This window comes from Pseudomonas sp. NPDC087803 (assembly GCF_044742995.1).
Taxonomy (GTDB): domain Bacteria; phylum Pseudomonadota; class Gammaproteobacteria; order Pseudomonadales; family Pseudomonadaceae; genus Aquipseudomonas.
Genome location: NZ_JBIUVO010000025.1, coordinates 16292 through 40185, shown reverse-complemented (window position 1 = coordinate 40185; position 23894 = coordinate 16292). Strand labels below are relative to the sequence as shown.

Below are 23894 nucleotides of genomic sequence, written 5' to 3'. Positions count from 1 at the left end.
GTGAGCCTGCTCGCGATAGCGGTGTATCAGTCGCCAAAAGCATCGACTGAAATGACGCCATCGCGAGCAGGCTCACTCCTACAGGGAAATCGTTGTGTCTGACGCACTTATAACCTGCCAATAAGTCAATTTTCGTCAGCAGTAAGCCTTACTAAAATGCTCCGGTATTTTTCCTTCCGGAGTGTGTATCCATGACATCCCTGTCGGTCCCGGCGCCCCTCGCTGCGGCCAGTCCGGCGACGGCGGCCGCGCCACCGGTGTTCGGGGCGCGGATCATCACGGGCCTGGTCGGCGTGCTGCTGGCGGTGCTGGTCTCGGGCCTCAACGAGATGGTGACCAAGGTCGCGCTGGCCGACATCCGTGGCGCGCTGCACATCGGTTACGACGAGGGCACGTGGCTGGTTGCCTGCTACACCGCGACCTCGGTCGCCGCGATGGCATTCGCCCCTTGGTGCTCGGTGACCTTTTCGCTGCGCCGTTTCACCCTTTGCATGATCAGCGTCTTTACCCTGCTCGGCGTGCTGTGCCCGTTCGCCCCGAACTACGAAAGCCTGTTGCTGATGCGCACCCTGCAAGGTCTGGCCGGCGGCGCGTTGCCGCCGATGCTGATGACCGTCGCCCTGCGTTTTCTGCCGGCCAACTTCAAGCTCTATGGTTTGGCCGGTTATGCGCTGACGGCGACGTTTGGTCCGGGGCTCGGCACGCCGCTGGCCGGGCTGTGGAGCGAGTACGTCGGCTGGCAATGGACGTTCTGGCAAATCATCGTGCCGTGCCTGATTGCCATGGCAATGGTCGCTTGGGGCATTCCGCAGGACCCGCTGCGCCTGGAACGTCTCAAGACATTCAACTGGAAAGGCCTGCTGCTGGGTTTTCCGGCGATCTGCATGCTGGTGATCGGCTTGCTGCAAGGCAATCGACTGGACTGGTTCGAGTCGAGCCTGATCTGCGGTTTGCTCGGTGCCGGCTCGCTGTTGCTGGTGGCGTTTCTCATCAATGAATGGTCGCAGCCGATTCCGTTTTTCAAGTTGCAGATGCTCGGCATCCGCAACCTGGCGTTCGCCCTGATGACCCTGGCCGGTGTGTTGGTGGTGTTGCAGGCGGTGGTGCTGATTCCGTCAAGCTATCTGGCGCAGGTCCAGGGTTATCGCCCGGTGCAGACCGCGCCGATCATGCTGATCGCCGCGTTGCCGCAGTTGATCGCGCTGCCGCTGGTGGCGGCACTGTGCAACCTGCGCTGGGTTGATTGCCGCTGGGTGCTCGGCATCGGTTTGAGCATGTTGACCCTGTCCTGCCTGGGCGGCTCGCTGCTGACCTCGGAGTGGATCCGCGACAATTTCTACGTCCTGCAATGGCTGCAGATTTTCGGTCAGCCGATGTCGGTGCTGCCGTTGTTGATGCTCTCGACCGGCAGCATCCAGCCACAGGACGGGCCGTTTGCTTCGGCGTGGTTCAACACGGTGAAAGGCTTGGCGGCGGTGATCGCCACCGGAATCATTGAGGCGCTGACCACCGCGCGCCTGCATTTCCACTCGACCATGTTGATCGACAACCTCGGCAATTCACCGTTGGCCGATCGCAGCGATCCGGGCCTCGCCCATCGCCTGCACGAACAGGCCGTGGTGCTGACGTCTTCCGATCTCTATGTGTGCATGGCCGGCGTCGCGGTGGCGCTGATCCTGCTGATTTTCTGGCTGCCGACGCGGATCTTTCCGCCCCGTGCGCCGACCTGATTGCTTCACTGATACCGAAGGTTTTTATGACAACTCAAGCAAAGCAAAAACTCGCGGTGGCCGTGGCCGCTGCACTGGCGGTCGGCGTGTTGCTGTACCTGGCGGTGCCGGGACTGTTCGGCAAGCGCACCCAGCAAAACACCAACGATGCGTTCGTTTCTGCCGACTTCACTCTGGTAGTGCCGCGCGTGGCGGGTTTCATCAAAGAGGTGCTGGTGGAAGACAACCAGCGGGTCAAGGCCGGGCAACTGCTGGCGTTGATCGATGACCGCGATTTGCGCGCCGCCGCGGAAGCGGCCGATGCGCAAACTCTGGTCGCCCGCGCTCAGCTGCAAAACGCCAAGGCCACGCTGGAGCGGCAGACCTCGGTGATTGCTCAGGCGCAGGCCTCGTTGGTCTCGGCCAAGGCGGAAATGGCATTCGCCCAGCAGGAGCTCAATCGCTACAACCACCTCGCTGGCGTGGGTGCCGGCACAGTGCAGAACGCGCAACAGGCCCGTACGCGCATTGACCAGGCGAGCGCCCGGCTCGACACCGCCAGCGCGAAACTGGCGGCTGAGCGCAAGCAGGTCGAAATTCTCACGGCGCAGCGCGATGCCGCCGAAGGCAATCTGAAGCATGCGCAAGCGGCGCTGGAAATCGCCAGTTACGAGCTGTCCTATACGCGCATCACCGCGCCGCAGGACGGCATGATCGGCGAGCGCGCAGTACGCGTCGGCGCCTATGTCACGCCGGGCAGCAAGCTGCTGGCGGTGGTGCCGTTGAAGCAGGCGTATGTGGTGGCCAACTTCCAGGAAACCCAACTCACTGACGTGCAGCCGGGGCAGCATGTGCAGGTGCGCGTCGACAGCCTTGGTGGCGAGGCCTTGAGCGGTCGCGTCGAAAGCATCGCTCCGGCCACCGGCGTGACATTCGCCGCGGTGAAGCCGGACAACGCCACGGGTAACTTCACCAAGGTTGTACAGCGGATTCCGGTGAAGATCCTGCTGGAGCCGGGTCAGCCGTTGGCCGAGCGTTTGCGTGTGGGCATGTCGGTGGAGGCGAGCATTGATACTCGCAGTTCGGCGACGTCGGTGCGTGAGGTGACTCAGCGATGATTCTGCGTAAACACCTGTGGCGAGGGAGCTTGCTCCCGCTGGGTTGCGAAGCGACCCCAAAAATCGCGAGTGCTACGCACTCGAGCGGGAGCAAGCTCCCTCGCCACAAAAGTCTGTTTCAGTCTCTTGTTGTGGTGAGCTTGTTTGGCCTCAGCGCCTGCACCGTCGGCCCCGACTTCCACAAGCCTGAAGCCACACAAATCACCGACTGGGCCAAACCCGCCAAGTCCGCTCCCAGCCAAGCCGTCAGCGAACCCCTGAACGAACGCTGGTGGGAGGTATTTCACGACCCGCAACTCTCGGCCCTCACCCAGCGGGCGATGAACAGTAACCTCGACCTGCAACTGGCCAGCAGCCGTCTGCAACAAAGCCGCGCCGCGCGTCAGGTGATCACCGCGGATCGTTATCCGTCGACGGCAGCCACCGGCAGCTACGCCCGCCAACGCAACAGCGGCAAAGGCTTGAGCGATCCGTCCGGGCACAACGGCGATTCCGCCTTCAATCTGTGGGACGCCGGTTTCTCCGCCTCCTGGGAACTGGATTTCTGGGGCCGTGTACGCCGCGAAACCGAAGCCGCCGATGCCAACCTCGAAGTCGCCGAAAACGACCGGCGCGGCGTGCTGCTCGCGGTCCTCGCCGACACTGCACAGAACTACATTCAACTGCGCGGCGTGCAGAATACTCGCGCGGTCACCGAGCAGAACCTCGACGTCGCCCGGCACAGCCTCAAGCTCTCGCAACTGCGCCTCAACGACGGTGTGGCGACCGATCTCGACGTCGCCGAAGCCGCCGCGCAGGTCTCCGCCATCGAATCGCGCCTGCCAGCGCTCGAACAACGTCAATCGCAATTGATCAACGCCATCAGCCTGCTGATGGGCGAGCCGCCGCAAGCCCTGGCCAAAGAGTTATCCACAGGCGGCGCGGTGCCGCAGTCACCGTTGCAAGTTGCCATCGGCCTGCCGTCGCAACTGGCTGAACGCCGTCCGGATATCCGTCAGGCCGAAGCGCGCCTGCATGCTGCCACCGCCAATATCGGCGTGGCCAAGGGTGATTTCTATCCGCGCATCACCCTGTCCGGCAACCTTGGCTCGCAGGCGATGCAACTGAGCGACTTCGGCTCCTGGGGCTCACGTGCATTCGGCATCGGCCCGCAATTCAGCCTGCCGCTGTTTGACGGCGGACGCCTGCGCGGCATGCTGCAACTGCGCGAAGCCCAGCAACAGGAAGCGGCCATCGCCTACCAGCAGACCGTGCTGCGTGCCTGGCATGAAATCGACGACCAGTTGACCGCCTACAACGCCAGCCAGCGTCGCCGCGACAGCCTCGCCGAAGCGGTACGCCAGAACCAGATCGCCCTGCGCACCGCGCAACAGCAATACGTCGAAGGCGTGGTCGATTTCGTCAACGTCCTCACCGTGCAAGGCGCGTTGCTGGCGACGCAGGAGCAGTGGGTGGAAAGTTCGACCGGCGTCTCGCTGGCGATGGTCGGGTTGTACCGGGCGTTGGGTGGGGGCTGGGAGTCGGTGTATCCGGTGGGCGAGGTGGCGCAGGGGATCAAGTCGGTGCGTTCGATTTGATCGGCAGGTGCTGAGGCTTCCAGCGTTTCGCCCTGTCCGGTTGCACTAGATGATCGAGTCGATATCGAGCGTATGCGGCGCACCGATCGGATGTCCGTACAGTGACGTCAGCAGCGCATCGTTGCTGGCGTTGTCCGGGGCCTGCGCGAGTTGTTCTTGCTTGAGGTTTTCCGGGTGCGCGCGCCAGCGTTGCACGCACTCGGCAAGCAACTCCGGCTGTTCGGCGAGCAGGCCGTAGACGTCCGTGGCCCTGACCCGTTTATGCCGAAGGGCGCTCAAGCGGGCATGAGTGGTCTCGATGCGGCTGACTTCGTGGCTGATCGCCTCGATTGTGCGCTCCTGGGTGCGCACGTAGGCCGCTGGCCGGGCCAGCAAGTCCTGGCGGGCGGCGCGCAATTGCCGGGTAATGCGCGCCAGCGCCTCTTCCACCCAGTCAAATTCACGATCAGTGACCCGCGTGCGATTCGCCTCATGGGCCTGTTGCCAGCGGCGCAAGGCGGCCCAGCACGCCGGGACATAGCCGCCGACCATCGAGTGATGCCCGGCATTGAATATCTGCCGCATCAATCCCGGACGATCCGGCAGGCCGTTTTTCTGTTGCAGCGCGAGGGTGCACGCCGCGTGCTGGGTGATGGTGTCGCAGCCCGGCTCCCACAGGATCGAAGAGGTCTGCTGGCGCCCGAACTCCACCGGCATGGCGTGATGCAGGGTGCCATGATGGTCGTAGGCTTCCCCCGTCCAGTTTGTAATGCCCGCGACGAACACCGACAGCCCGACCGGTACGTTGGTAAACATCAACGCCGCGCCGGTTCCGTAGACCCCGACTTTGGTATTCATCCAGCTGCCCGGCACGCTGGGCACCGGGTCGTTGTGGTTGACCATGCGGTAATGCACCAGCGGGGCGGCGGCTTGGGTGAAAACGGTGTCGCCGGCGCGGGGGGCGCCGTAGGTGTAGAGCTGGATGTTGTAGTCTTCGGACCTGCGGCGCAGCATTTCCGCGAGCAGCAGGGTGATTGCACCGCCCAGGCTATGACCGCAGATGAGTAGTTTTTGGCCGGCGTAGAATTTTTCAAGATATTTGACAGTGAAGTCGTACGCGGTCTGTGCTGCGGTATAAAAACCTCGGTGTACTTGGCCGACACCCTCAACGAATGGTATCTGCTGTGCATCGGCATCGCGCAATCCATCGGCGATGATCTCAAACGTGCCACGCACCGCGATCAGGATCAGTTCGTCGTTGTGAGTAATGAACGCCTGGGTGTCAGTCGCTTCTTTCCCAAGGTGCCTGTCGTCGAGAAAGTGGACCTTCTCGGGGTGCTCCTGATCCTCACCAAGGGCTGGATCATTGACCTCATACAGCGTCGGATCGAACGGCACGATTTCCAGCCTTCTCGAATACGCCACGTCTTCATACAAAGGGTAATAGGCATTCTTTTGCGCGGTGTCGACGCGCCACAGTTCATCGGACTTGGCCAGGGCATCGGCGAACCAGTTGCCCACACTGGGTTGTTCGGGGTAGGTCACCCGATGTTCCTTGATCGGCGCGGTGGCGGGTTTCTGGCCAAAAGGGCAATAACTCAGGGTGGCCATCAATGCCAGTTGGTAGAGGTTGAGTGCGCAGAACTCCGGCGCGGTCGACAGCATCGGGCGCAAGGCCCGCAACGCACGGACTTCCAGCACCGTGTGCGTGCGCGAGGCCAGAGCGACGCCGACCTGTGCATGCTTGCCCATGATCGCTGACAGGCCGCTGTTGGCGGGATAGTGGCGATAGACCTCGGGTGGTAGATGAGCGACATGCCGGACCAGATGGCGCACCTCCACCTGTATGTATTCGTCGCCGTTCGGAACGGGTTGTTCGCGGTTACGGGTGGCGTCCGGATTGCGATAACGGGTTTGTTCGGCGCGAACCTGGAGTTCGGTGATTTTGAGGGGGTAGTGGAGCCTGTTGATCAAGTCTTTATAGGGTTCATCAAGTCCTTCGTAAGTGTGATCGAATGAAAGTGCAATGGGGCCGGCACAGCAATTGGTCACCCGACCGCAACTTTTGGCATCCAGATATCCACTGTAAGTCTGCCCCTCTGAATCAATCGCATCGTAGGCCAGCCCCGCGTAGGCTTCTGCCAGTCCGTGTTCATCAACTAGCTGAAAACTGCACCAGTTCCCTTGTGTGGGGCAACTGAGCATCCGGTTGTTCAATGGTGATTGCAGTTCGTTTTCCAATGACGTCATGTGGAACACTCCTTATTCCGTGCAGCCGGGATAGATGGTGCAGATGCGGCCATCGACCATTTGAAAGGTACTGAAATCGGTGTAATTACCGTTGCAGTAAGCACGCTGGTCTTCAAAGCCTTTGCCCATGCAGCGCTTCCAGCCGTTGGGTACCTTGACCCAGGTGTCTCCCCAACCAGGCCTTTCTTCCGCCGCCAGATCGATCTTCATCCGCACGGTTTTTCCCGGCAGTTGATCTAGGGTGTAGGCGGCAAAAGGGCGACCTCGCGCGAGCACGCCTAGCTCATCGGTTTTTTTGCAGTCGAGGAGTTTTCGCAGGATGCGTGGCTTGCCCGAGGTGCGGAACAGCCACTGGCACTGGCCGTAAAAACGGCTTTCACCGGTTTCGTCGAATGTGCCTTTGTACTTTTCTTCAAGTTCTCCGCGTATGGCCACGGCGGCATAGTCTGAAGCGAAATCCCCTCGATCTTTGCCATATGCAAAGTAGAGCTCCAGATCGATTTTGCGGATCACCAACGGGCAGCCGCGCACGGTTCTGCGAATAGCTATTTCAGAAACGGCCGCGTAGTTCTCACGCCACTGCAGGTTGTACCCCACGGCGGTATTGCGGCCGTCCGGAACAGTGCAGGTTTCACCTGCGTCGGGTTCGTATTTGGCGATAGCTTGATAAACAAAACCCGGCGGCAAATCAGCCGTGAAGGTGAAGCTGTCGGGCGGACTGCTCTTGCAGCCAGCCATAAGAGCGAAGCACCCACCCAGCATCGCCATGCATCGCAAGCGAGGTCCGGTGAGGTAGCTGTGCAACCCCTTTTCAAGTGACATCATGTGGAACACTCCTTATTCCGTGCAGCCGGGATAGACGGTGCAGATGCGGCCATCGACCATTTGAAAGGTGCTGAAATCGGTGTAATTACCGTTGCAGTAAGCACGCTGGTCTTCAAAGCCTTTGCCCATGCAGCGCTTCCAGCCGTTGGGTACCTTGACCCAGCTGTCTCCCCAACCAGGCCTTTCTTCCGCCGCCAAATCGATCTTCATCCGAATGGTTTTCCCCGGCAGTTGATCGAGGGTGTACGCGGCAAAAGGGCGACCTCGCGCGAGCGCACCAAACTCATCGGTTTTTTTGCAGTCGAGGAGTTTTACGATGCGGCGGTACGGTCCCATCGTGCGGAACAGCCACTGGCACTGGCCGTAAAAACGGCTTTCACCGGTTTCGTCGAATGTGCCTTTGTACTTTTCTTCAAGTTCTCCGCGTATGGCCACGGCGGCATAGTCTGAAGCGAAATCCCCTCGATCTTTGCCATATGCAAAGTAGAGTTCCAGATCGATTTTGCGGATCACCAACGGGCAGCCGCGCACGGTTCTGCGAATAGCTATTTCAGAAACGGCCGCGTAGTTCTCACGCCACTGCAGGTTGTACCCCACGGCGGTATTGCGGCCGTCCGGAACAGTGCAGGTTTCACCTGCGTCGGGTTCGTATTTGGCGATAGCTTGATAAACAAACCCCGGCGGCAAATCAGCCGTGAAGGTGAAGCTGTCAGGCGGACTCGCCACACAACCCGGCAACATCCCCATGCAGCCCACCCACCCGGCATATCGAAAAAATCGTTTCACTGCGTTGCCTCTCCAGCCATCGGTTTCACCCAATGGCTCACCCGTTCGAAGTGTTCCAGCGGCGTTTCCCCCGGGCGCACTTGCCACTGCGCCTCAAAGCCGCTGGCAGGCGCTCGCACGCTGTGAATCAGCAGGAACTCCAGCTGCAGCGGGGTCTGCCAACCCCACTCATCCGCCTGCGCCAAGCGTTCGCGCAGCCAGGTTTGCGGTGGCTGTGTGCGGGCGAGGTCGGCGTAGGCTTGTTCGTGTTCGGCCAGCAGATAGCGATGAGCGTTAAGCAGGCGAATCTCGCGGGTCTGCTCCGCAGGCGCGGGTGTTTGCAGCCACGGTGGAGACGCTGGCAGTGGATAGCGGCCGGGCGCCGGGTTGTCGCAGCTTTGCCATTGCGTGCCCTGCCAGTAGCAGACGCTGAGGGCGGGGCCGAGGTAGGCCGCAATGTCTTCGGTCGGCAGATACGCCAGGGTCCGGCTGAGCACGCGGTTGTCGTGAAAGCGGTACAGCGCCTGATGTGGGCGGGCGCCGATAATCAGCCGTTGCTGCCAGTGTTCGACCCACGCGGACAGGGAGGTTTGCGGCAGGCTGAACAGCCATCCCCAGTTGCTCTCCGGACTGGCGAGCAACGGCGCGATGCGCTTGTCGTCGTACCGCTCCAGGGCGAACACGAACGGCCCGTGGTCCGCCAGTTCGGCGGCGGGTGTGTCTTTGTAGAGGATGCGGTAATGCTCGAAGTCGCTGGTTTGCAGCAGCGTCTGCCGGGTTTCCCGTTGTGGCGGCTGCGAGTCCAGCAGCAGGTACAGGCCGTGCCCTGAAGCGAATTGACCAGTCATCCAGTGACGCGGAAATGCGTCGTTCATGCGACGTTCTCCCGTGGCAGACAGACGCCATCGCGGCAGGCTTCGCAAAGCGCGCAGAACGTCGCTCCCATAGCGTTGTTGTCCGCCAGCAGCGCGAGTTGCGTGGACGCCAGCACGGCTGGCAATGGCGGCGGGGCCGCGAGGTCGTCGACCCCATCGGGCATCAATGCCCTCGCCGGCGTAACAGATTTGGGGCTGCCGCCGACCTGGATGGCGCTGCTGCTGAAAATGCCGCCGTGACCGATCACCAGATGCTCGCCGCTGACCGTGAGGCTGATGCTGTTGCCGGCGTTGAGTACCAGATGATCGCCGGCGTTGAGGTGGATTTGCCGACCGGCCTCGATGACCTGCAACTGATCGACCCGGGAATGGCTATCACCGCTGACGTGCAAGTGATCGCTGGCATGCAGCCGGGTTTTGCGGTCGCCGTGCACGGTACGCTGCTCTTCGGCTTGCAGCACGCTGATGCTGTGGCCCTTGATGGTCTCGCGGCGCTGGTTGCCGACTTCCAGGAGACTGTCGTTGCCAATCCTGTGTTCGAGGTCGCGCTGGGCGCGCAGGTAAATCAGCTCGCGGCCGGCGCGATCTTCCACATGCAATTCGTTGAAGCCGCCGTTATCCGGCGAGGTGCGCGAGCGAAACACGCTGCGGGTCTTGTGTTCCGGCAGTTCGTAGGGCGCCGGGTTGGCGCTGTTGATCAGGCAGCCGCTGACCACCGGCTGGTCGGGGTCGCCCTCGAGAAAGCTGACCAGCACTTCCATGCCGACCCGGGGCAGGGTCACGCTGCCGTGGGCGCTGCCAGCCCAATTCGAGGCCAACCGCAGCCAACAGCTGCTGTGGTCGTCGTGCTGCCCTTCACGGTCCCAGTAGAACTGGACCTTGACCCGGCCGAACGCGTCGCAATGAATCTCTTCGCCGACGGGACCGGTGACCACGGCGGTCTGGCTGCCCATGATTCGCGGTTTCACGAACGATTGCGGCGGGCGGTAGATCACGTCCCATGGTGTGGCGACAAAGTCGTTGCGGTAACCCTGGGTGAAGCCATCGGCATCGACGCCGGACGCATTGCCCAGCGTTTCCTCAAGCACTTCGGGCTGCTTGCCGCGATGTCGGACTTCGGTCAGCAGCCACAGGTCATTGGTTCGTTCGCAGAAGTGCTCGGTGATCGGCAGGAAGTGACCGGATAGCAGATTCGGCTGATTGCTGTGACCGTGAGCCTGCAAGTAGTCGGCGCGATGACTTTCCAGGGCGCGGTGGGTCAGTTGCTTGCCCCGCGCACCATCGGTGAAACGCCCCGGATAGCGATAGTCCTCAAGCGTTGGCCGGGCCGAGTCGCTGTCGGGACGGTGGGTGGCCTCGAGCAGAAATCGGCTTTTGCGAAAGTCATGATCACGTCGCGCAGTCGCCGTAGGGCGGGTTTCCACCCGTACCTGGAATTTTTGGATCGCCGGTGTCTGGGCAACCATACCGTTGTCCTGCCGGTAGGGCGTTGGGCGATCCAGCCTTGGGAAAACCGTCTGATCGTCGCCCAGCACCAGCAGGTGTCGCTCCCGGCTGTGCTGGAAGTGGTAATGAATGCCTTCTTCCTGACACAGTCGCTGGATGAAGTGCAGATCCGACTCCGACTGCACGCAGTATTCGCGCGGCGCATAGTCGGCACCGAGATGAAACCGGTGCAGGTCACGATGAATGCCATTGTCCGCGAGAATCCGGGTGATGATCTGCGGCACGCTCATCTGCTGGAAAATCCGCTGATTGCTGCGATGTTGCAGATACGCCAGACGCGGGACCAGGGTCAGGCTATAGCGCGTCAGGCGTTTGCCGCGATCGCCGCGGGCGATGCGATTGATCACGCCATGAATGCCAAGGCCTGCCGGGTCGAATGCGAGGAACGCTTGCTGGTGCATGAGTCCTTCGAGGCTCAGGTCGGCTCGTTGGCTGACCAGTTCAACTTCGAAGGAGTAAGGCTGGCTGATCGATTCGTGGCCGGTGAAGGAGAGGACTTGCAGGTCGTGTTTAAAGTCGTTGAGCGAAAGGCTGAAGCAGGCATGGGCGGTCGACATCCTTTATTCCTTGTCCTGTGACGGGGCACAGGCTCTCGGACGTCGATGCAACGCTTGCACGCAGACCTTCCATGGTCTTGCGCGCAACAAACGTCTCGGAGCCGGTTTTGTGCAACGCTAACAAGGCCGCCGCAGAAATGATGTCAGACGCTTCCCAAATTGCAGTGATACGTTAACCGGCGCGTGGAACACGGTCAGTCGATGTCGGCCCTGACGGGCCGCGCCGCAGGCATAGATGTGGACGTGCCTGGCGAGTTGCCGGATGTCGTGAAACAGCAGGACGGCATCGACGGCTCCACCGTCGCTGACCTAAAGTGACGATCAGGTTCGGAGCCTTCCGTTCGAGAAAATTCGCAACAAGAGGACGCAATGGCGGCACACAGAGAAACGCCGGTTGGCGACACGCAGGATCCGCGCGCGGTCCCCGGTGCATGGCTGGTTGCCCTGCGCCTGATTCGTTGGGCCAGAGAACACTGGCTGTTACCGATCATGCTGCTGGCGGCGGTGGTGCGTTTTTACGACCTGACGGCGGCAGCGATCTGGTTCGATGAAGGCTCCAGCGTCCTGCTGAGCCAGTTTTCGCTGTCTGAAATCTGGGGGCGTGCGGCCCACGATGTGCACCCGCCGCTGTATTTCCTGCTGTTGCACGGCTGGATCGGCCTGTTCGGCGACGGCGTCCTGTCCATTCGCCTGATGAGCGCACTGCCGGGGATCATCACCGTCGGCCTCGGTGTGTGGCTGGTGGATCTGCTCGCCACCCGCCGCGCCGCACTGCTGGCCGGGTTGCTGCTGGCGCTGTTGCCCACGGCCGTGCGCTATAGCCAGGAAGTGCGCATGTATTCGCTGCTGGGCATGTGGCTGATCGCGGCGACGATTGCGTTGGTCTACTGGGTCCGGCAGCCGCGGCGGCATCGTTATCTGCTGGCCTATGCGCTGCTGATGACGGCGGCGTTTTACACCCATTACTTCACGGTTCTGTGCGTGATCAGCCATTGGCTGTACCTGACGGCGGTGCGCGTGCAGCCGGGGTATCGGCTGCGGCACATCCAGCGCCCGGCCTGGTGGCTGGCGAATCTGCTGATCGCGCTGCTGTACTTGCCGTGGGTGCCGAATCTGCTGGATCTGCTGCAACACATCCCGGAGCTCAAGGCCAGCAATGACATCGGCTGGGAAGATCCGGTGGCCCTCAGCTCACTGCCGTCGATGGTCTGGTCGTTGCTGATCCAGGACGACGGCATGACCCTGCCGGGCTGGCTGTTTCTGCTTTTGCCATTGGCGCTGGTGGCGGTGATCGGCGTTGCCCTGCATCGTGATCGCAGCGTATTTCGCGGCAGTCTGCTGTTGCTGTGTTACAGCGTGGCGCCGATCCTGCTGGTATTTGGCGTGTCGTTCATCTCGCCGGTGTTTATCGAGCGCTACTTGACCGCTTATGCGCTGGGGTTGCCGATGCTGGTGGCGTTGGCGATTGATCGGCTATACACAGGCGCTCGCGTGCTGGCGCTGGCGATTCTGGTGCTGTTCGTCGGGGTCGAGCTGGTGGGTGTGAAGAACAACGCCACGGTCGACAGCAACGATCAGTTCAGTGTGGTGGTCGACTACGTCAACCGGCACTTCACTGAGGGTGACCGGATCGTTACCAGCGACATGATGTGGTACCTCAGTTACATCTACTACAACCGCACCGACGCGCAAATTCGCCTGTACACGCCACCGGCGGCGGACGGGCGCTCCACGCGTCCCAACGCTTACGGGTTCGGCACGCTGGTCAGCGAGGAGGTTTATCTCGACCAACTCGGTGATTTGCCCAAGGGCAGCACTCGGGTGTGGCTGATCGGCACCTTGGACGAACCCACTGACTTTGCAGCATTGCCCCAAGGCTGGCAGCGGCACAGTGATGTGCATGCGGGCGGCGCTTTTGCCCGTTTGTACGTGATAGCGCCAGGCGCCGATAAACCCGGAGGCTGATCGCCGGTCTGCGCAGACTCAGGACTTGCCCGACAGATCCGCCATCCCCTTGAGCAACTCGATCGGCAACGGAAAGACAATCGTCGAACTCTTGTCGCCGGCAATCGAACTCAAGGTCTGCATGTAGCGCAGTTGCATGGCGCCGGGCTGACGACCGAGCATTTCGGCGGCCTGCATGAGTTTTTCCGAAGCCTGCAATTCGCCTTCGGCGTGGATCACCTTGGCCCGCCGCTCGCGTTCGGCCTCAGCCTGTTTGGCGATGGCGCGCACCATCGACTCGTTGAGGTCGACGTGTTTGATCTCGACGTTCGCCACTTTGATGCCCCAGGCGTCGGTCTGAGCGTCGAGCACCTGCTGGATGTCGATGTTCAATTGCTCGCGCTCGGCGAGCAGTTCATCCAGCTCATGTTTGCCGAGCACCGCGCGCAGGGTGGTCTGGGCCAACTGGCTGGTGGCCGAGAGAAAATCTTCGACCTGAATGATTGCCTTCTGCGGGTCGAGCACGCGGAAGTACAGCACCGCGTTGACCTTCACCGAGACGTTGTCGCGGGTGATCACGTCCTGCGGCGGCACGTCGAGCACCACGGTGCGCAGGTCGACCCGGACCATTTGCTGCACCACCGGAATCAGCAGAATCAGCCCCGGGCCCTTGACCTGCCAGAAGCGTCCGAGCTGGAACACCACGCCACGCTCGTATTCACGCAGGATGCGGAAGGTCGACCCGGCGAGGGCGATCACCAACAGCAGCAGTGCAACGAAACCGATTTGCAGACCCATGTTCACTCTCCGTGTCGTACCGCGCCGGTCGCGGCGACTTTCAGCAATAAGCCGTGACGCCCGACCACGCGCACCGGTTGCCCGGTGTGCAAGGGCGTGGCGCTGTGCACCTGCCAATGTTCACCCTGTAGTTGCACCCAGCCGTGGTGAGCGTTGTCCGTTTGCACGGTGGTCACCGCCGTCACGCTGCCGACCAGCCCGGCATCGCCGCTGACGGCGTGGCGCGGGCGGGTTTTCAAGGCGCGGACGATCAATGCGATCAGCAGCAGAGCGCTGAGCAGGCCGAGGCCGATGATCATCGGCACCGGCAACTCGGCGTTGCTCAGGATCAGCGCGCCGATGACGAACATGATGATCCCGCCGAGGCCGATTACCCCGTAATTGGGCAGCGCGGCTTCGGCGATCAGAAAGGCAATGCCGAGGGTGATCAGCCACAGGCCGACCGGATTGACCGCCATCAACGGGACGTCAGCGGCGAGGGCCGGGCCGCTGAGCAGCAGTATCAGGAAAAACGCACAACATCGGCTGTTCACGTGACCCTCCGCGAGAGTCAGGGGCTGGTTTATTGAGTCTAGTTGAGCCTGACGCTGGATGAATTCTGATCAATGAACAGATGTGTCCAGTGAGCGGATTTCCCTTCGTCAGTGGCTTGCCGGACTAGACTCAGCAGAACAGCTAGAGCGTTCAGCGTGACACCGAGGTGCAGCATGCGTATGGCAAAAAAAGTGCAGAGCAGCCTGAATCGGGCGCACTGCGAATATGACGTGGTGGCCCACCGACATTCGGCCAGCAGCCTGGAAACCGCGCGGGTTTCCGGGGTGCCCGCCGAACGCGTGGCCAAATCGGTGATCCTCGACGACCACCACGGGCATTACCTGATGGCCGTGCTGCCCGCCAGCCGGCACCTGGATTTGAGCAAAGTGCGCAGCAGCGGTGAATGGCAGATCACCCGCGAGAGCAATCTGGCGCATATCTTCGATGACTGCGAACGCGGCGCCGTGCCGCCACTGGGTGGTTCCTATGGCCTGGACATGGTCATCGACCCGCTGCTGACCCGGCAGAAAGACATCTACCTGGAAGCCGGCAATCACAACTACCTGCTGCACATGAGCATGCCCGAGTTTCTGAAAATGGTGCCGCATGCCGAGGTGCGGGAGTTGAGTCATTAGGATTTGTGGTGCGGCCACTGACGTCTTCGCGAGCAAGCCCGCTCCCACAGGTTGACCGCAATCCCCTGTGGGCGCGGGCTTGCTCGCGAATAATCGCCCATCCACCGCATTCTTTAAGGAGTCTTCCATGGAACAGCCCACCCACAGCCTCCCATCTCTGTTCAAGCAACTGGGACTGGACAGCGACCCGACCGGCATCGATCAATTCATCGCCACCCATTCACCACTCAAACCCGAGTTGCACCTCGCAGACGCGTTTTTCTGGAGCAAGAGCCAGGCGGATTTTTTGCGGGATGAGATTCTTGATGATGCGGATTGGGCGGAGGTGGTGGATCAGTTGAATGTGTTGTTGCGCCAGGGGCGGGAGGGATGATTATTTGGCAACCATTTGGCGGCTGATCGTTTTTGCGGTTGTCTGAAAGCTCTAAATAGACCAATATCACGACCTCAATTGAGGTCTTTTATTATGCAAAGTGTTCTTGCCGATATGGCGGTCAGTGTTTCCGAATTGAAGAAAAATCCATCAGCAGTGCTGAGTGGCGCACATGGTGGTGCTGTGGCTGTGCTGAACCATAATCGCGTCATGGGTTACATGGTGCCAGCCGATGTTTACGAAGCCATGATGGAGCGGCTTGATGATTTGGAACTGGTCGAGATCGTCCGTTCCCGCAGTCATGAAACACCCATTTCGGTAAGCCTGGATGACCTATAAGCTCGAATTTCTGCCGTCTGCTCATAAGGAGTGGAACAAGCTGGGTCATACGTTGCGAGATCAATTCAAGAAAAAGCTCGCTGAAAGGTTATCGCTACCAAGGGTATCGGCTGATGCGCTTTATGGAATGCCTGACTGCTACAAAATCAAACTGAAGGCTTCTGGTTACCGTCTGGTCTATCAAGTGATAGATGAGCGAATCGTTGTTTCGGTAGTCGCTGTGGGAAAACGCGAGCGCAGCAGTGTCTATGAGAAAGCCAAAAAACGCTGAGTCGTCCAGACCTCGGCGTTTTTTCTTCTCCCCTGACAACCTATTTGTTTCAAAACTTGACTGAAATTCCCCGCCAATGCGATATTGATAGTTAGCAAACTAACAGTGTGCATTTCCCCGTGCCAAATTCCCTCGACGCTCTCCAGATGAACATCAGCAGTGCCATGGTGGTGGCGGCCAGGCATTGGCGGAAGATCTGCCAGACCACGCTGGTCAACTATGGCATCTCCGAAGCCTGCGCCGTGCCGTTGTTGATGATCGGGCGCTTGGGCGAGGGTGTGCGCCAGGTGCAGGTGGCGCAGGCAGCAGGGATGGAGAGTCCGTCACTGGTGCGCCTGCTCGATCAGTTGTGCCACGCCGGCTACGTCTGCCGCACCGAAGATGCGCAGGATCGTCGGGCCAAGTGCCTGAGCCTGACTGACACCGGCCGTGAACTGGTGCAAGCGGTGGAGATCGAACTGGTGCGTCTGCGTCATGAAGTGCTCGAAGGCATCGACCAGAGTGATCTGGAAGCAACGCTTCGGGTACTGCGAGCTTTTGAGGCGGCCAATCCGCCTGTGGTGATCAATTCTTGAACGGTTTTTTCTCCGGCATACCTCCGGCCCGCGACTGGTTCTACGGGGTCCGTACCTTTGCAGCGTCGATGATTGCGCTGTACATCGCCTTGCTCATGCAAATGCCGCGTCCGTATTGGGCGATGGCCACGGTGTATATCGTCTCCAGCCCGTTCCTCGGCCCGACCAGTTCCAAGGCGCTGTACCGCGCCATTGGCACCTTTCTCGGGGCGGCGGCGGCGGTGCTGTTCGTGCCGATGTTCGTGCAGAGTCCGTACGTGTTGGTGGTGGTCATCGCGCTGTGGACGGGGATCCTGTTGTTCCTGTCGCTGCACCTGCGCACGGCCAATAACTACGCATTGATGCTCGCCGGTTACACCTTGCCGCTGATTGCCTTGCCGACCGTGGATAACCCGCTGGCGGTGTGGGATGTGGCGGAAGCGCGCACCGAAGAGATTTTTCTCGGCATCGCCGTGGCGGCGGTGATCGGTGCAATGTTCTGGCCGCGGCGTCTGGCGCCGGTATTCAACGACGCGGTGGGCAAGTGGTTCGCCGACGCCACCACCTACAGCCTGAAGTTTCTCAGCCGTGACGTGCAGCCGGAACAGATCGCCGCGCTGCGCATGGCCATGGTCGCCAATTTCAACAGTCTCGAATTGATGATCGGCCAGTTGCCCCACGAAGGCGCCCGGCCGCAAACCGTGCGCAACACCAAGGAACTGCGCGGGCGGATGATCCACCTGTTGCCGGTGATCGACGCTCTGGAAGACTCGCTCTATGCCCTTGAGCGACGCACGCCGGAACTGGTGGAAAAGTTTGCCCCGCTGCTGACCGCGACCCAGGAATGGCTCGGTCATAACGACGCCGATCTTGATCGGTGGCAGGCGCTCAAGGATCAGCTTCAGGCCCTGCAGCCAAGCTGCGAGGCGTTGGACGATCGCAAGCAATTGCTGTTCTCCAACTCGATTTATCGCCTCGGTGAGTTCATCGATTTGTGGCAGGACTGCCGCAGCTTGCAGGACGCGATTCTCTGCGAGCGTCAGGACAGCTGGCGCGCGGTGTACCGGCACTGGCGCCTCGGGCGGCTCACGCCATTCCTTGATCGCGGGATGATGCTGTATTCGGTGGCCTCGACCATTCTGGCGATCATCGTCGCTTCGGTGCTGTGGATTCTGCTCGGCTGGCCGGACGGTGGCAGCGCGGTGATTCTGGCGGCGGTAGCGTGCAGTTTCTTCGCCTCGATGGACGACCCGGCGCCGCAGATCTACCGGTTCTTTTTCTGGACCGGGATGTCGGTACTGTTCGCCAGTCTCTACCTGTTTCTGATTCTGCCGAACCTGCACGATTTTCCGATGCTGGTGTTGGCCTTTGCGATTCCGTTCATTTGCGTTGGCACCCTGACGGTGCAACCGCGTTTCTATCTCGGCATGCTCCTGACGCTGGTCAACACCTCGTCGTTCATCAGCATTCAGGGCGCGTACGACGCGGACTTCTTCGCCTTTGTGAACTCCAACCTGGCCGGCCCTATGGGTTTGTTGTTCGCGTTCATCTGGACCCTGATCGCCCGTCCGTTCGGCGTCGAACTGGCCGCCAAGCGTCTGACCCGCTTCAGCTGGAAGGACATCGTGCGCATGACCGAACCGGCCAACCTTGCCGAACACCGGCAACTGGGCGTGCAATTGCTTGACCGTTTGATGCAGCACCTGCCGCGTCTGGCCATGACCGGTCAGGACACCGGGATCGCCATGCGTGAGGTACGCGTGGGACTGAATCTGCTCGATCTGCTGGCCTACACGCCACGGGTGACCGGTGCGCCGAAGGCTTTGCTGCAGCAAGTGGTGGCCGAGGTCGGCGAGTATTTTCGCGCGTGTCTGAAGGCCGGCGAACGCCTGCCGGCACCGAGCCCGCTGCTGATGACCATGGATCGCGCGCGCCGTGCGCTCAAAGGTCACGGTGACGACGAAACCCGACTAACCCTGTTGCATGCCTTGAGCGGTTTGCGCTTGGCATTGCTGCCCGGCGTGGAATTCGTCAGCACGAGCGATGCCGAAGAACCGCTGCCCGATGGAGCGCCCCTATGATCGGTGATCTGGATATCAGCGGGATTTTCCTGCCCACCCTGCTGGTGCTGATGGGCATCACCTATGTGTTGTTTCTGCTGGTGCATGGCGTGCTCACGCGTGTGCACTTTTACCGTCTGGTCTGGCACCGGGCATTGTTCAACGTGGCGCTCTACGCCGTGCTGCTGTACGGCGTGGACTCACTCAGTCGATACCTGATGACATGAAAAAACCGTTTCTGACTATCGGTCGCGTGGTCCTGACCCTGCTGATCGTGACTTTTGCCGTCGTCCTCGTCTGGCGCATGGTGATGTATTACATGTTTGCGCCGTGGACCCGCGACGGCCACATCCGCGCCGATATCATCCAGATCGCCCCGGACGTGTCCGGGCTGATCCAGCAGGTCGAGGTCAAGGACAACCAGTTGATCAAACGCGGTCAGGTGCTGTTCAGCATCGATCAGGACCGTTTCAAACTGGCCCTGCGTCAGGCCAAGGCGGCGGTCGCCGATCGCGAAGAAACCCTCGCCCAGGCGCAGCGTGAAGCCAAGCGTAACCGTGGGCTGGGTAATCTGGTGCCGGCCGAACAGCTGGAAGAAAGCCAGTCGAAAGTCGCCCGGGCGCAATCGGCGTTGGCCGAAGCGCTGGTGACGGTGGACAGCGCGCAGCTCAACCTCGACCGCTCAGTGATCCGCAGCCCGGTGGACGGTTACGTCAACGACCGCGCGCCACGGGTGCAGGAATTCGTCACCGCCGGGCGTCCGGTGTTGTCGGTGGTCGACAGCAACTCGTTCCACATCGACGGCTATTTCGAAGAAACCAAACTCGACGGCATTCATGTCGGGCAGTCGGTGGATATCCGCGTGATCGGCGACAAGGCCAGACTGCGTGGGCATGTCGAAAGCATCGTCGCCGGTATCGAAGACCGCGACCGCACCAGCGGCAACAACCTGCTGCCCAACGTCAACCCGGCGTTCAGCTGGGTGCGGCTGGCGCAGCGGATTCCGGTGCGTATCGCCTTTGACGAGGTGCCGGAAGATTTCCGCATGATCGCCGGACGTACCGCCACCGTGTCGATCATCGACGATCAGCCCCGCGACGACCACAAACAGGAGCCCGCGCAATGAACAAGGCCCTGATGATCGCCGGGTTGGGCGTGATGCTCTCGGCCTGTCAGATGGTCGGGCCGGACTATCACTTGCCCGCTGACGCGGCGGTGCAGCGCAAGGATTTTCAGGGCGAACTGGCGGTGGAGGGCAAACCGGTAGTGTCAGCGCCGGTGCCTGCTGACTGGTGGCGGCTGTATCAGGACCCGCGTCTGGATCAATTGGTGCAGCAGGCCATGGCCTCGAATACCGACTTGCGTGTGGCGGCGGCGAACCTTCAACGGGCTCGCGCGCAAGTCGATGAGGCCGAAGCGGCGGGTGGCTGGAGCGCAGGCGTGAAGATGGGCGCGCAGCGTTTGCAGGAATCCGGTCAGGCGTTCTTGCTGCCGGAAAAAGTCCCGGTCGACAACGTCGGCGATATTGGCATCAGCGCGTCTTATCAGTTCGATCTGTGGGGCACCCTGCAACGCGGTATCGAAGGCGCGAAGGCTAACGCCGATGCGACTCAAGCAGCGGCGGACACCGCACGCATCACTTTGGTGGCCGACGTGGTTCGCGCCTACACCCAAGTGTGCGCGGCCAACGAAGAGCGGGAAATTGCCCAGCACTCCCTCGACCTGCAATCGCAGAGCACCACGCTGATCCAGCGTCTGCGCGATGCCGGGCGTGGCGATGAGACCCAGGTCACCCGTTCGCAAACCCAATTCAAATCGTTGCGCGCCGACCTGCCGCGCTATGAGGCAGCGCGTCAGGCCGGGTTGTTCCGCCTGTCGATGCTGCTGGCCAAACCGGTCGAGCAATTGCCGGCCGGCACCGCAACCTGTGCCGAGTTGCCGAAAATCGCCCAATTGTTGCCGGTGGGTGATGGCGCTGCGCTGCTCAAGCGTCGTCCTGATATCCGTCAGGCGGAACGTCGCTTGGCGGCCTCGACAGCGGGCATCGGCGTCGCTACGGGCGAGCTGTACCCAGACATCAGTTTCGGCGCGACCATCGGCACCGTCGGTCTTATTGACGACCTTGGCGATCCGTCGACCAACCGCTGGGGCTTCGGCCCGTCGCTGAGCTGGAAGGTCCCGACCAACGGCGCCCGCGCCCGTATTCGCGAGGCGGAAGCCAACACCCAGGGCGCGCTGGCGCATTTCGACGGCGTGGTGCTCAACGCCATCCGCGAAACCCAGACCGGCCTGGCCCAGTACAGCGCCTTGCTGCAACGCCGTGATGCGCTGGCCGATGCCGAGCAGTCGGCGAAACTGGCGGCGGACCAGACCCATCGCTTCTTCCAGGCCGGGCGCGAGTCGTTCCTCGCCGACCTGCAGGCGACCCGCACCTACACCGACGTCACCGCGCAACTGGCCGCCGCCAACACCCAGGTCGCCATGAGCCAGATCGATTTGTTCCTCGCCCTCGGCGGCGGTTGGGAAAGCGGACGAACGCAAGCCTCAAGCACCAGCAAACCCTGAAGCCGTTGCTATGCTTTGAAGTGTTGGAAGGGTGCCACGTGCAACGCACCCTTTCAGCGCACATTGCTAGCGCTGGTCTAGGGGAAACCAATAATGAAAAACCCTTACGCTCTCGGCTTCTGGTGCGCCCTGGTAGCGCTGGTGCTGCTGTCGGCCACCTATTTCTACGGCATCATGCTGGCCCATCAGATCGACAAGGCCATGGTCTTCCTCGACAGCGCCACGGCGTTGATCGCGGTGATGGCAATCGTCGTCGTCGCGTGGGCCTCGGTCCAGGTGCAGCGGGTCAAGAAACGCCAGCTGGAACAGGGCAAAACCCTGGTGTTGATCTGGGACACCAAAGTCGCCTTGCGCCGGGTCGAGACCGTATTCGACCGCTACTTCTGGGGCAGCTACTGGCAGCCGGGACGGACCTTCGCCGAAGTCATGGGCGAACTCACCGGCACCCCGCTGGAAAAAAGCCTCGAAGCCCTGAAAAAGCAGTGCCTGGAACTCGACAAGCAGATTGCCGATGAAGGCTGGCACTGGCTCAACAATGCCCGCGAACTGTCGGATGTCGCCACGGCCATGGCTCGTGAGCGTTATCAACTGGATTTCTGCGACCCTCGCGCCGAGGGACCGGGCGCAGCGGTGATCGATCGGGATTTCGAAGTGCTGGTGTATACGTGGACGGCGCGATTGAAGAGCTTTGATCATCAACTCGATGAGATCGAGGTTCAGTATTCCTGAAAAGCAAAAGATCGCAGCCTTCGGCAGCTCCTACAGGAAACGCATTCCTTATGTAGGAGCTGCCGAAGGCTGCGATCTTTTTGCTTTTGCGCGTGTCCATAGACACTCTTTAACCTTTAAACATTGGGCCGCCTTGCGCGGCCAGTGCTAATCTCCACCGCTAATTTCAGCGGAGTCGAGCCGCGACCCGGTCACGGGTTCAGGGAAGACGACCACACTTACAGCCACGGACATTGATCAGGTCATTCATGAATAAATCAGCAGGCGTGCTTCTCGGGATTGTTGTTGCCATCGGTGCCATCAGCGCTGGCGGGGCCTGGTATACCGGGACCAAAATCGAAGGCGTGCTGAACAACGCCGTCAGCAACGCCAACAAAGAGCTGCAGACCGCGATGGCCGGCTCCAACGGTACCGCGTCGCTGGAACTGGTGTCGCTGGAGCGTCACACCTTCACCAGCACCGCGCATTACCGTCTCAAGGGCGAGGGCGAGATGTTCGGCGACAAGCCGGTCGAGCTGCTGTTCGTCGACCACATCGAGCACGGTCCGCTGCCGTTCTCGCGTCTGGTATCGCTGAAATGGCTGCCGGTCATGGCCACCAGCAATTACGAGCTGGAAAAGAGCCCGACCACCGAAAAATGGTTTGCCGCCACCAAGGGCGCCGCGCCGCTCAAGGGCGTGACCAACATCGGCTACGACGAATCGACCACCAGCAGCATCGAGTTGCTGCCGCTGGAAACCGCGCTGGACGAGCAATCGAGCCTGAAATTCTCCGGCCTGACCATGAACATCTCCGCCAGCGCCCAGGCCCAGAAGGTCAAGGCTGACGGTTACATGGACAACCTGAAACTGGTCACCGTGGCGCAAGACCAGGCGCCGGTGCAGGTCGAACTCAACGGTCTGACCCTGGCCAGCAACCTCGCCAAAAGCAGCTACGGCTACTACACCGGGGAAAACACCCTGGAGCTGACCAACAGCAAAACCACCTTCGGCCCCAAGCAATCGGTGCTCGGCGTGAAGAACTTCGAAATGAAGAACCTCACCGAAGAGAATGGCAGCAACGCCTCCGGCCGGGCTGACTATCAGGTGGGTGAAGTCACCCTCAACGACAAGAAAATCGGTTCGGCCAGCATGGCCATGAGCCTGAAGAACCTCGACATCCCGTCGACGATGTCGCTGATGCAGATCTACCAGAGCAAATTGCAGCCGTACGAGAAGGAAGCGGCCGCTGCTGCCGAAGCCGGCCTGCCGGCTCCGGAACTGAACCTGACCGAAGCCGAGTCGGCGCAGGTCAAGGCTGATCTGCAGAAACTGCTGGGTGCCGGTCCACAGGTTGCGCTGGAAAACCTGTCGCTGAAAACCGCCAACGGTGAAAGCCGCGCCAGTCTGGTGATCGACCTGACCAAACCGCAGTCGATGGACCTGCCGCCGGATCAACTGGGCAAACAACTGATCGCGCTGCTGGACCTGAATATCCAGGTGTCCAAGCCGATGCTGGTCGATCTGCTCAGCGTGCAGGCGCAACTCGACGGTCAGACTGACGCCAAGGCCATCGTCGATCAGGCGAGCGGCGCTGCCGACATGTTCTCCGGCATGGCGGTCGGTTCGCAGCTGGCAACCATCGACGGCACCAATGTGGTGACCAAACTGCATTACGCCGCCAATCAGGTGGAATTCAACGGCCAGAAGATGACCGTCGAGCAGTTCGTCGGCTTCCTGATGAGCAAGTTCGCCGGCGTCACGCAAGTGCAGTAATCCTGCGCGTTAAATAGCAACGCCCGGCCTCTGATCCACAGACGCCGGGCATTTTGCTGTCTGGCGTTGGGCTTTTCGGCTGATCCGCCGCCACGATTCTGAACAATTATTGTGTTCTGAATATTCGACTACGCTTGCATGCAAGACTGCCTGACTAAGCTTGGCCGAGTGCTCTCG

General features: G+C 61.0%; 22 protein-coding genes. 15 read left to right on the top strand and 7 right to left on the bottom strand.

What is annotated here, in order from left to right:
• Window positions 1-191 precede the first annotated feature (191 nt).
• From ACIOUG_RS14900 to ACIOUG_RS14890, 3 genes are read left to right on the top strand one after another with little or no spacing between them, the layout of a single operon-like run.
• On the top strand, window positions 192-1730 hold the full coding sequence (locus tag ACIOUG_RS14900; protein ID WP_401066611.1) for an MFS transporter: 1539 nt from the start codon (window positions 192-194) through the stop codon (window positions 1728-1730).
• 26 nt (window positions 1731-1756) lie between these two features.
• Window positions 1757-2827 carry an HlyD family secretion protein gene (locus ACIOUG_RS14895; RefSeq protein ID WP_401066609.1) on the top strand — a complete coding sequence of 357 codons (1071 nt, stop codon included), beginning with the start codon at window positions 1757-1759 and terminating at the stop codon, window positions 2825-2827.
• Window positions 2824-4404: an efflux transporter outer membrane subunit gene (locus ACIOUG_RS14890; RefSeq protein ID WP_401066608.1), complete on the top strand. Its 1581-nt coding sequence runs from the start codon at window positions 2824-2826 to the stop codon at window positions 4402-4404. Before ACIOUG_RS14895 ends, ACIOUG_RS14890 begins: the two co-directional genes overlap by 4 nt.
• Window positions 4405-4449: 45 nt before the next feature.
• Here ACIOUG_RS14890 and ACIOUG_RS14885 read toward each other — a convergent pair whose 3' ends face one another.
• From ACIOUG_RS14885 to ACIOUG_RS14865, 5 genes are all read right to left on the bottom strand, one after another.
• A complete protein-coding gene (locus tag ACIOUG_RS14885) occupies window positions 4450-6633 on the bottom strand; it encodes a lipase family protein (RefSeq protein WP_401066606.1) in 2184 nt (727 codons plus the stop codon).
• 12 nt (window positions 6634-6645) lie between these two features.
• Window positions 6646-7401 carry a hypothetical protein gene (locus ACIOUG_RS14880; RefSeq protein WP_401066627.1) on the bottom strand — a complete coding sequence of 252 codons (756 nt, stop codon included), beginning with the start codon at window positions 7399-7401 and terminating at the stop codon, window positions 6646-6648.
• 69 nt (window positions 7402-7470) lie between these two features.
• Window positions 7471-8244 carry a hypothetical protein gene (locus ACIOUG_RS14875; protein ID WP_401066604.1) on the bottom strand — a complete coding sequence of 258 codons (774 nt, stop codon included), beginning with the start codon at window positions 8242-8244 and terminating at the stop codon, window positions 7471-7473.
• Window positions 8241-9098 (bottom strand): DUF4123 domain-containing protein, encoded by an 858-nt coding sequence (locus ACIOUG_RS14870; RefSeq protein WP_401066602.1) that lies wholly within the window; start codon window positions 9096-9098, stop codon window positions 8241-8243. The genes ACIOUG_RS14875 and ACIOUG_RS14870 overlap by 4 nt, the downstream gene beginning before the upstream one ends.
• Window positions 9095-11161, bottom strand: a complete 2067-nt coding sequence (locus tag ACIOUG_RS14865) for a type VI secretion system tip protein VgrG (protein WP_401066600.1) — start codon at window positions 11159-11161, stop codon at window positions 9095-9097. The genes ACIOUG_RS14870 and ACIOUG_RS14865 overlap by 4 nt, the downstream gene beginning before the upstream one ends.
• A gap of 369 nt (window positions 11162-11530) precedes the next feature.
• Between ACIOUG_RS14865 and ACIOUG_RS14860 the strand changes: the two genes are divergently transcribed.
• On the top strand, window positions 11531-13126 hold the full coding sequence (locus ACIOUG_RS14860) for a glycosyltransferase family 39 protein (RefSeq protein WP_401066598.1): 1596 nt from the start codon (window positions 11531-11533) through the stop codon (window positions 13124-13126).
• 18 nt (window positions 13127-13144) lie between these two features.
• On the opposite strand, the gene ACIOUG_RS14855 is transcribed toward ACIOUG_RS14860, so the two are convergent.
• Both ACIOUG_RS14855 and ACIOUG_RS14850 read right to left on the bottom strand, forming a co-directional pair.
• On the bottom strand, window positions 13145-13903 hold the full coding sequence (locus tag ACIOUG_RS14855; protein ID WP_003220464.1) for a slipin family protein: 759 nt from the start codon (window positions 13901-13903) through the stop codon (window positions 13145-13147).
• Between the two features lie 2 nt (window positions 13904-13905).
• Complete coding sequence (locus ACIOUG_RS14850; RefSeq protein WP_401066596.1) at window positions 13906-14436, bottom strand: NfeD family protein; 531 nt, start codon at window positions 14434-14436, stop codon at window positions 13906-13908.
• A 174-nt stretch (window positions 14437-14610) separates the two neighbouring features.
• Between ACIOUG_RS14850 and ACIOUG_RS14845 the strand changes: the two genes are divergently transcribed.
• The 11 genes from ACIOUG_RS14845 to ACIOUG_RS14795 all read left to right on the top strand — a co-directional run bounded on the left by ACIOUG_RS14845 (window position 14611) and on the right by ACIOUG_RS14795 (window position 23717).
• The gene (locus ACIOUG_RS14845; RefSeq protein WP_401066594.1) at window positions 14611-15072 is read left to right on the top strand and encodes an aminoacyl-tRNA deacylase; all 462 of its coding nucleotides are present in this window, start codon (window positions 14611-14613) and stop codon (window positions 15070-15072) included.
• A gap of 127 nt (window positions 15073-15199) precedes the next feature.
• Entirely contained in the window at window positions 15200-15445 is a 246-nt protein-coding gene (locus tag ACIOUG_RS14840; protein WP_401066592.1) for a DUF2789 domain-containing protein, read from the top strand.
• Window positions 15446-15538: 93 nt separating this feature from the next.
• Window positions 15539-15784 (top strand): type II toxin-antitoxin system Phd/YefM family antitoxin, encoded by a 246-nt coding sequence (locus ACIOUG_RS14835; protein ID WP_222017386.1) that lies wholly within the window; start codon window positions 15539-15541, stop codon window positions 15782-15784.
• A complete protein-coding gene (locus tag ACIOUG_RS14830; RefSeq protein WP_401066590.1) occupies window positions 15774-16055 on the top strand; it encodes a type II toxin-antitoxin system RelE/ParE family toxin in 282 nt (93 codons plus the stop codon). Before ACIOUG_RS14835 ends, ACIOUG_RS14830 begins: the two co-directional genes overlap by 11 nt.
• A 146-nt stretch (window positions 16056-16201) precedes the next feature.
• Window positions 16202-16630, top strand: coding sequence for a MarR family winged helix-turn-helix transcriptional regulator (locus ACIOUG_RS14825; RefSeq protein WP_007961473.1), 429 nt, complete (start codon window positions 16202-16204; stop codon window positions 16628-16630).
• Entirely contained in the window at window positions 16627-18690 is a 2064-nt protein-coding gene (locus tag ACIOUG_RS14820; RefSeq protein ID WP_401066588.1) for an FUSC family protein, read from the top strand. The genes ACIOUG_RS14825 and ACIOUG_RS14820 overlap by 4 nt, the downstream gene beginning before the upstream one ends.
• On the top strand, window positions 18687-18896 hold the full coding sequence (locus ACIOUG_RS14815; protein WP_047601052.1) for a DUF1656 domain-containing protein: 210 nt from the start codon (window positions 18687-18689) through the stop codon (window positions 18894-18896). The genes ACIOUG_RS14820 and ACIOUG_RS14815 overlap by 4 nt, the downstream gene beginning before the upstream one ends.
• A complete protein-coding gene (locus ACIOUG_RS14810) occupies window positions 18893-19795 on the top strand; it encodes an efflux RND transporter periplasmic adaptor subunit (RefSeq protein WP_401066586.1) in 903 nt (300 codons plus the stop codon). Before ACIOUG_RS14815 ends, ACIOUG_RS14810 begins: the two co-directional genes overlap by 4 nt.
• Window positions 19792-21234, top strand: a complete 1443-nt coding sequence (locus ACIOUG_RS14805) for an efflux transporter outer membrane subunit (RefSeq protein ID WP_401066585.1) — start codon at window positions 19792-19794, stop codon at window positions 21232-21234. The genes ACIOUG_RS14810 and ACIOUG_RS14805 overlap by 4 nt, the downstream gene beginning before the upstream one ends.
• Window positions 21235-21327: 93 nt before the next feature.
• Entirely contained in the window at window positions 21328-21963 is a 636-nt protein-coding gene (locus ACIOUG_RS14800) for a hypothetical protein (protein ID WP_003220482.1), read from the top strand.
• A 248-nt stretch (window positions 21964-22211) separates the two neighbouring features.
• The gene (locus ACIOUG_RS14795) at window positions 22212-23717 is read left to right on the top strand and encodes a YdgA family protein (RefSeq protein WP_401066583.1); all 1506 of its coding nucleotides are present in this window, start codon (window positions 22212-22214) and stop codon (window positions 23715-23717) included.
• The last annotated feature ends 177 nt before the right edge of the window (window positions 23718-23894 follow it).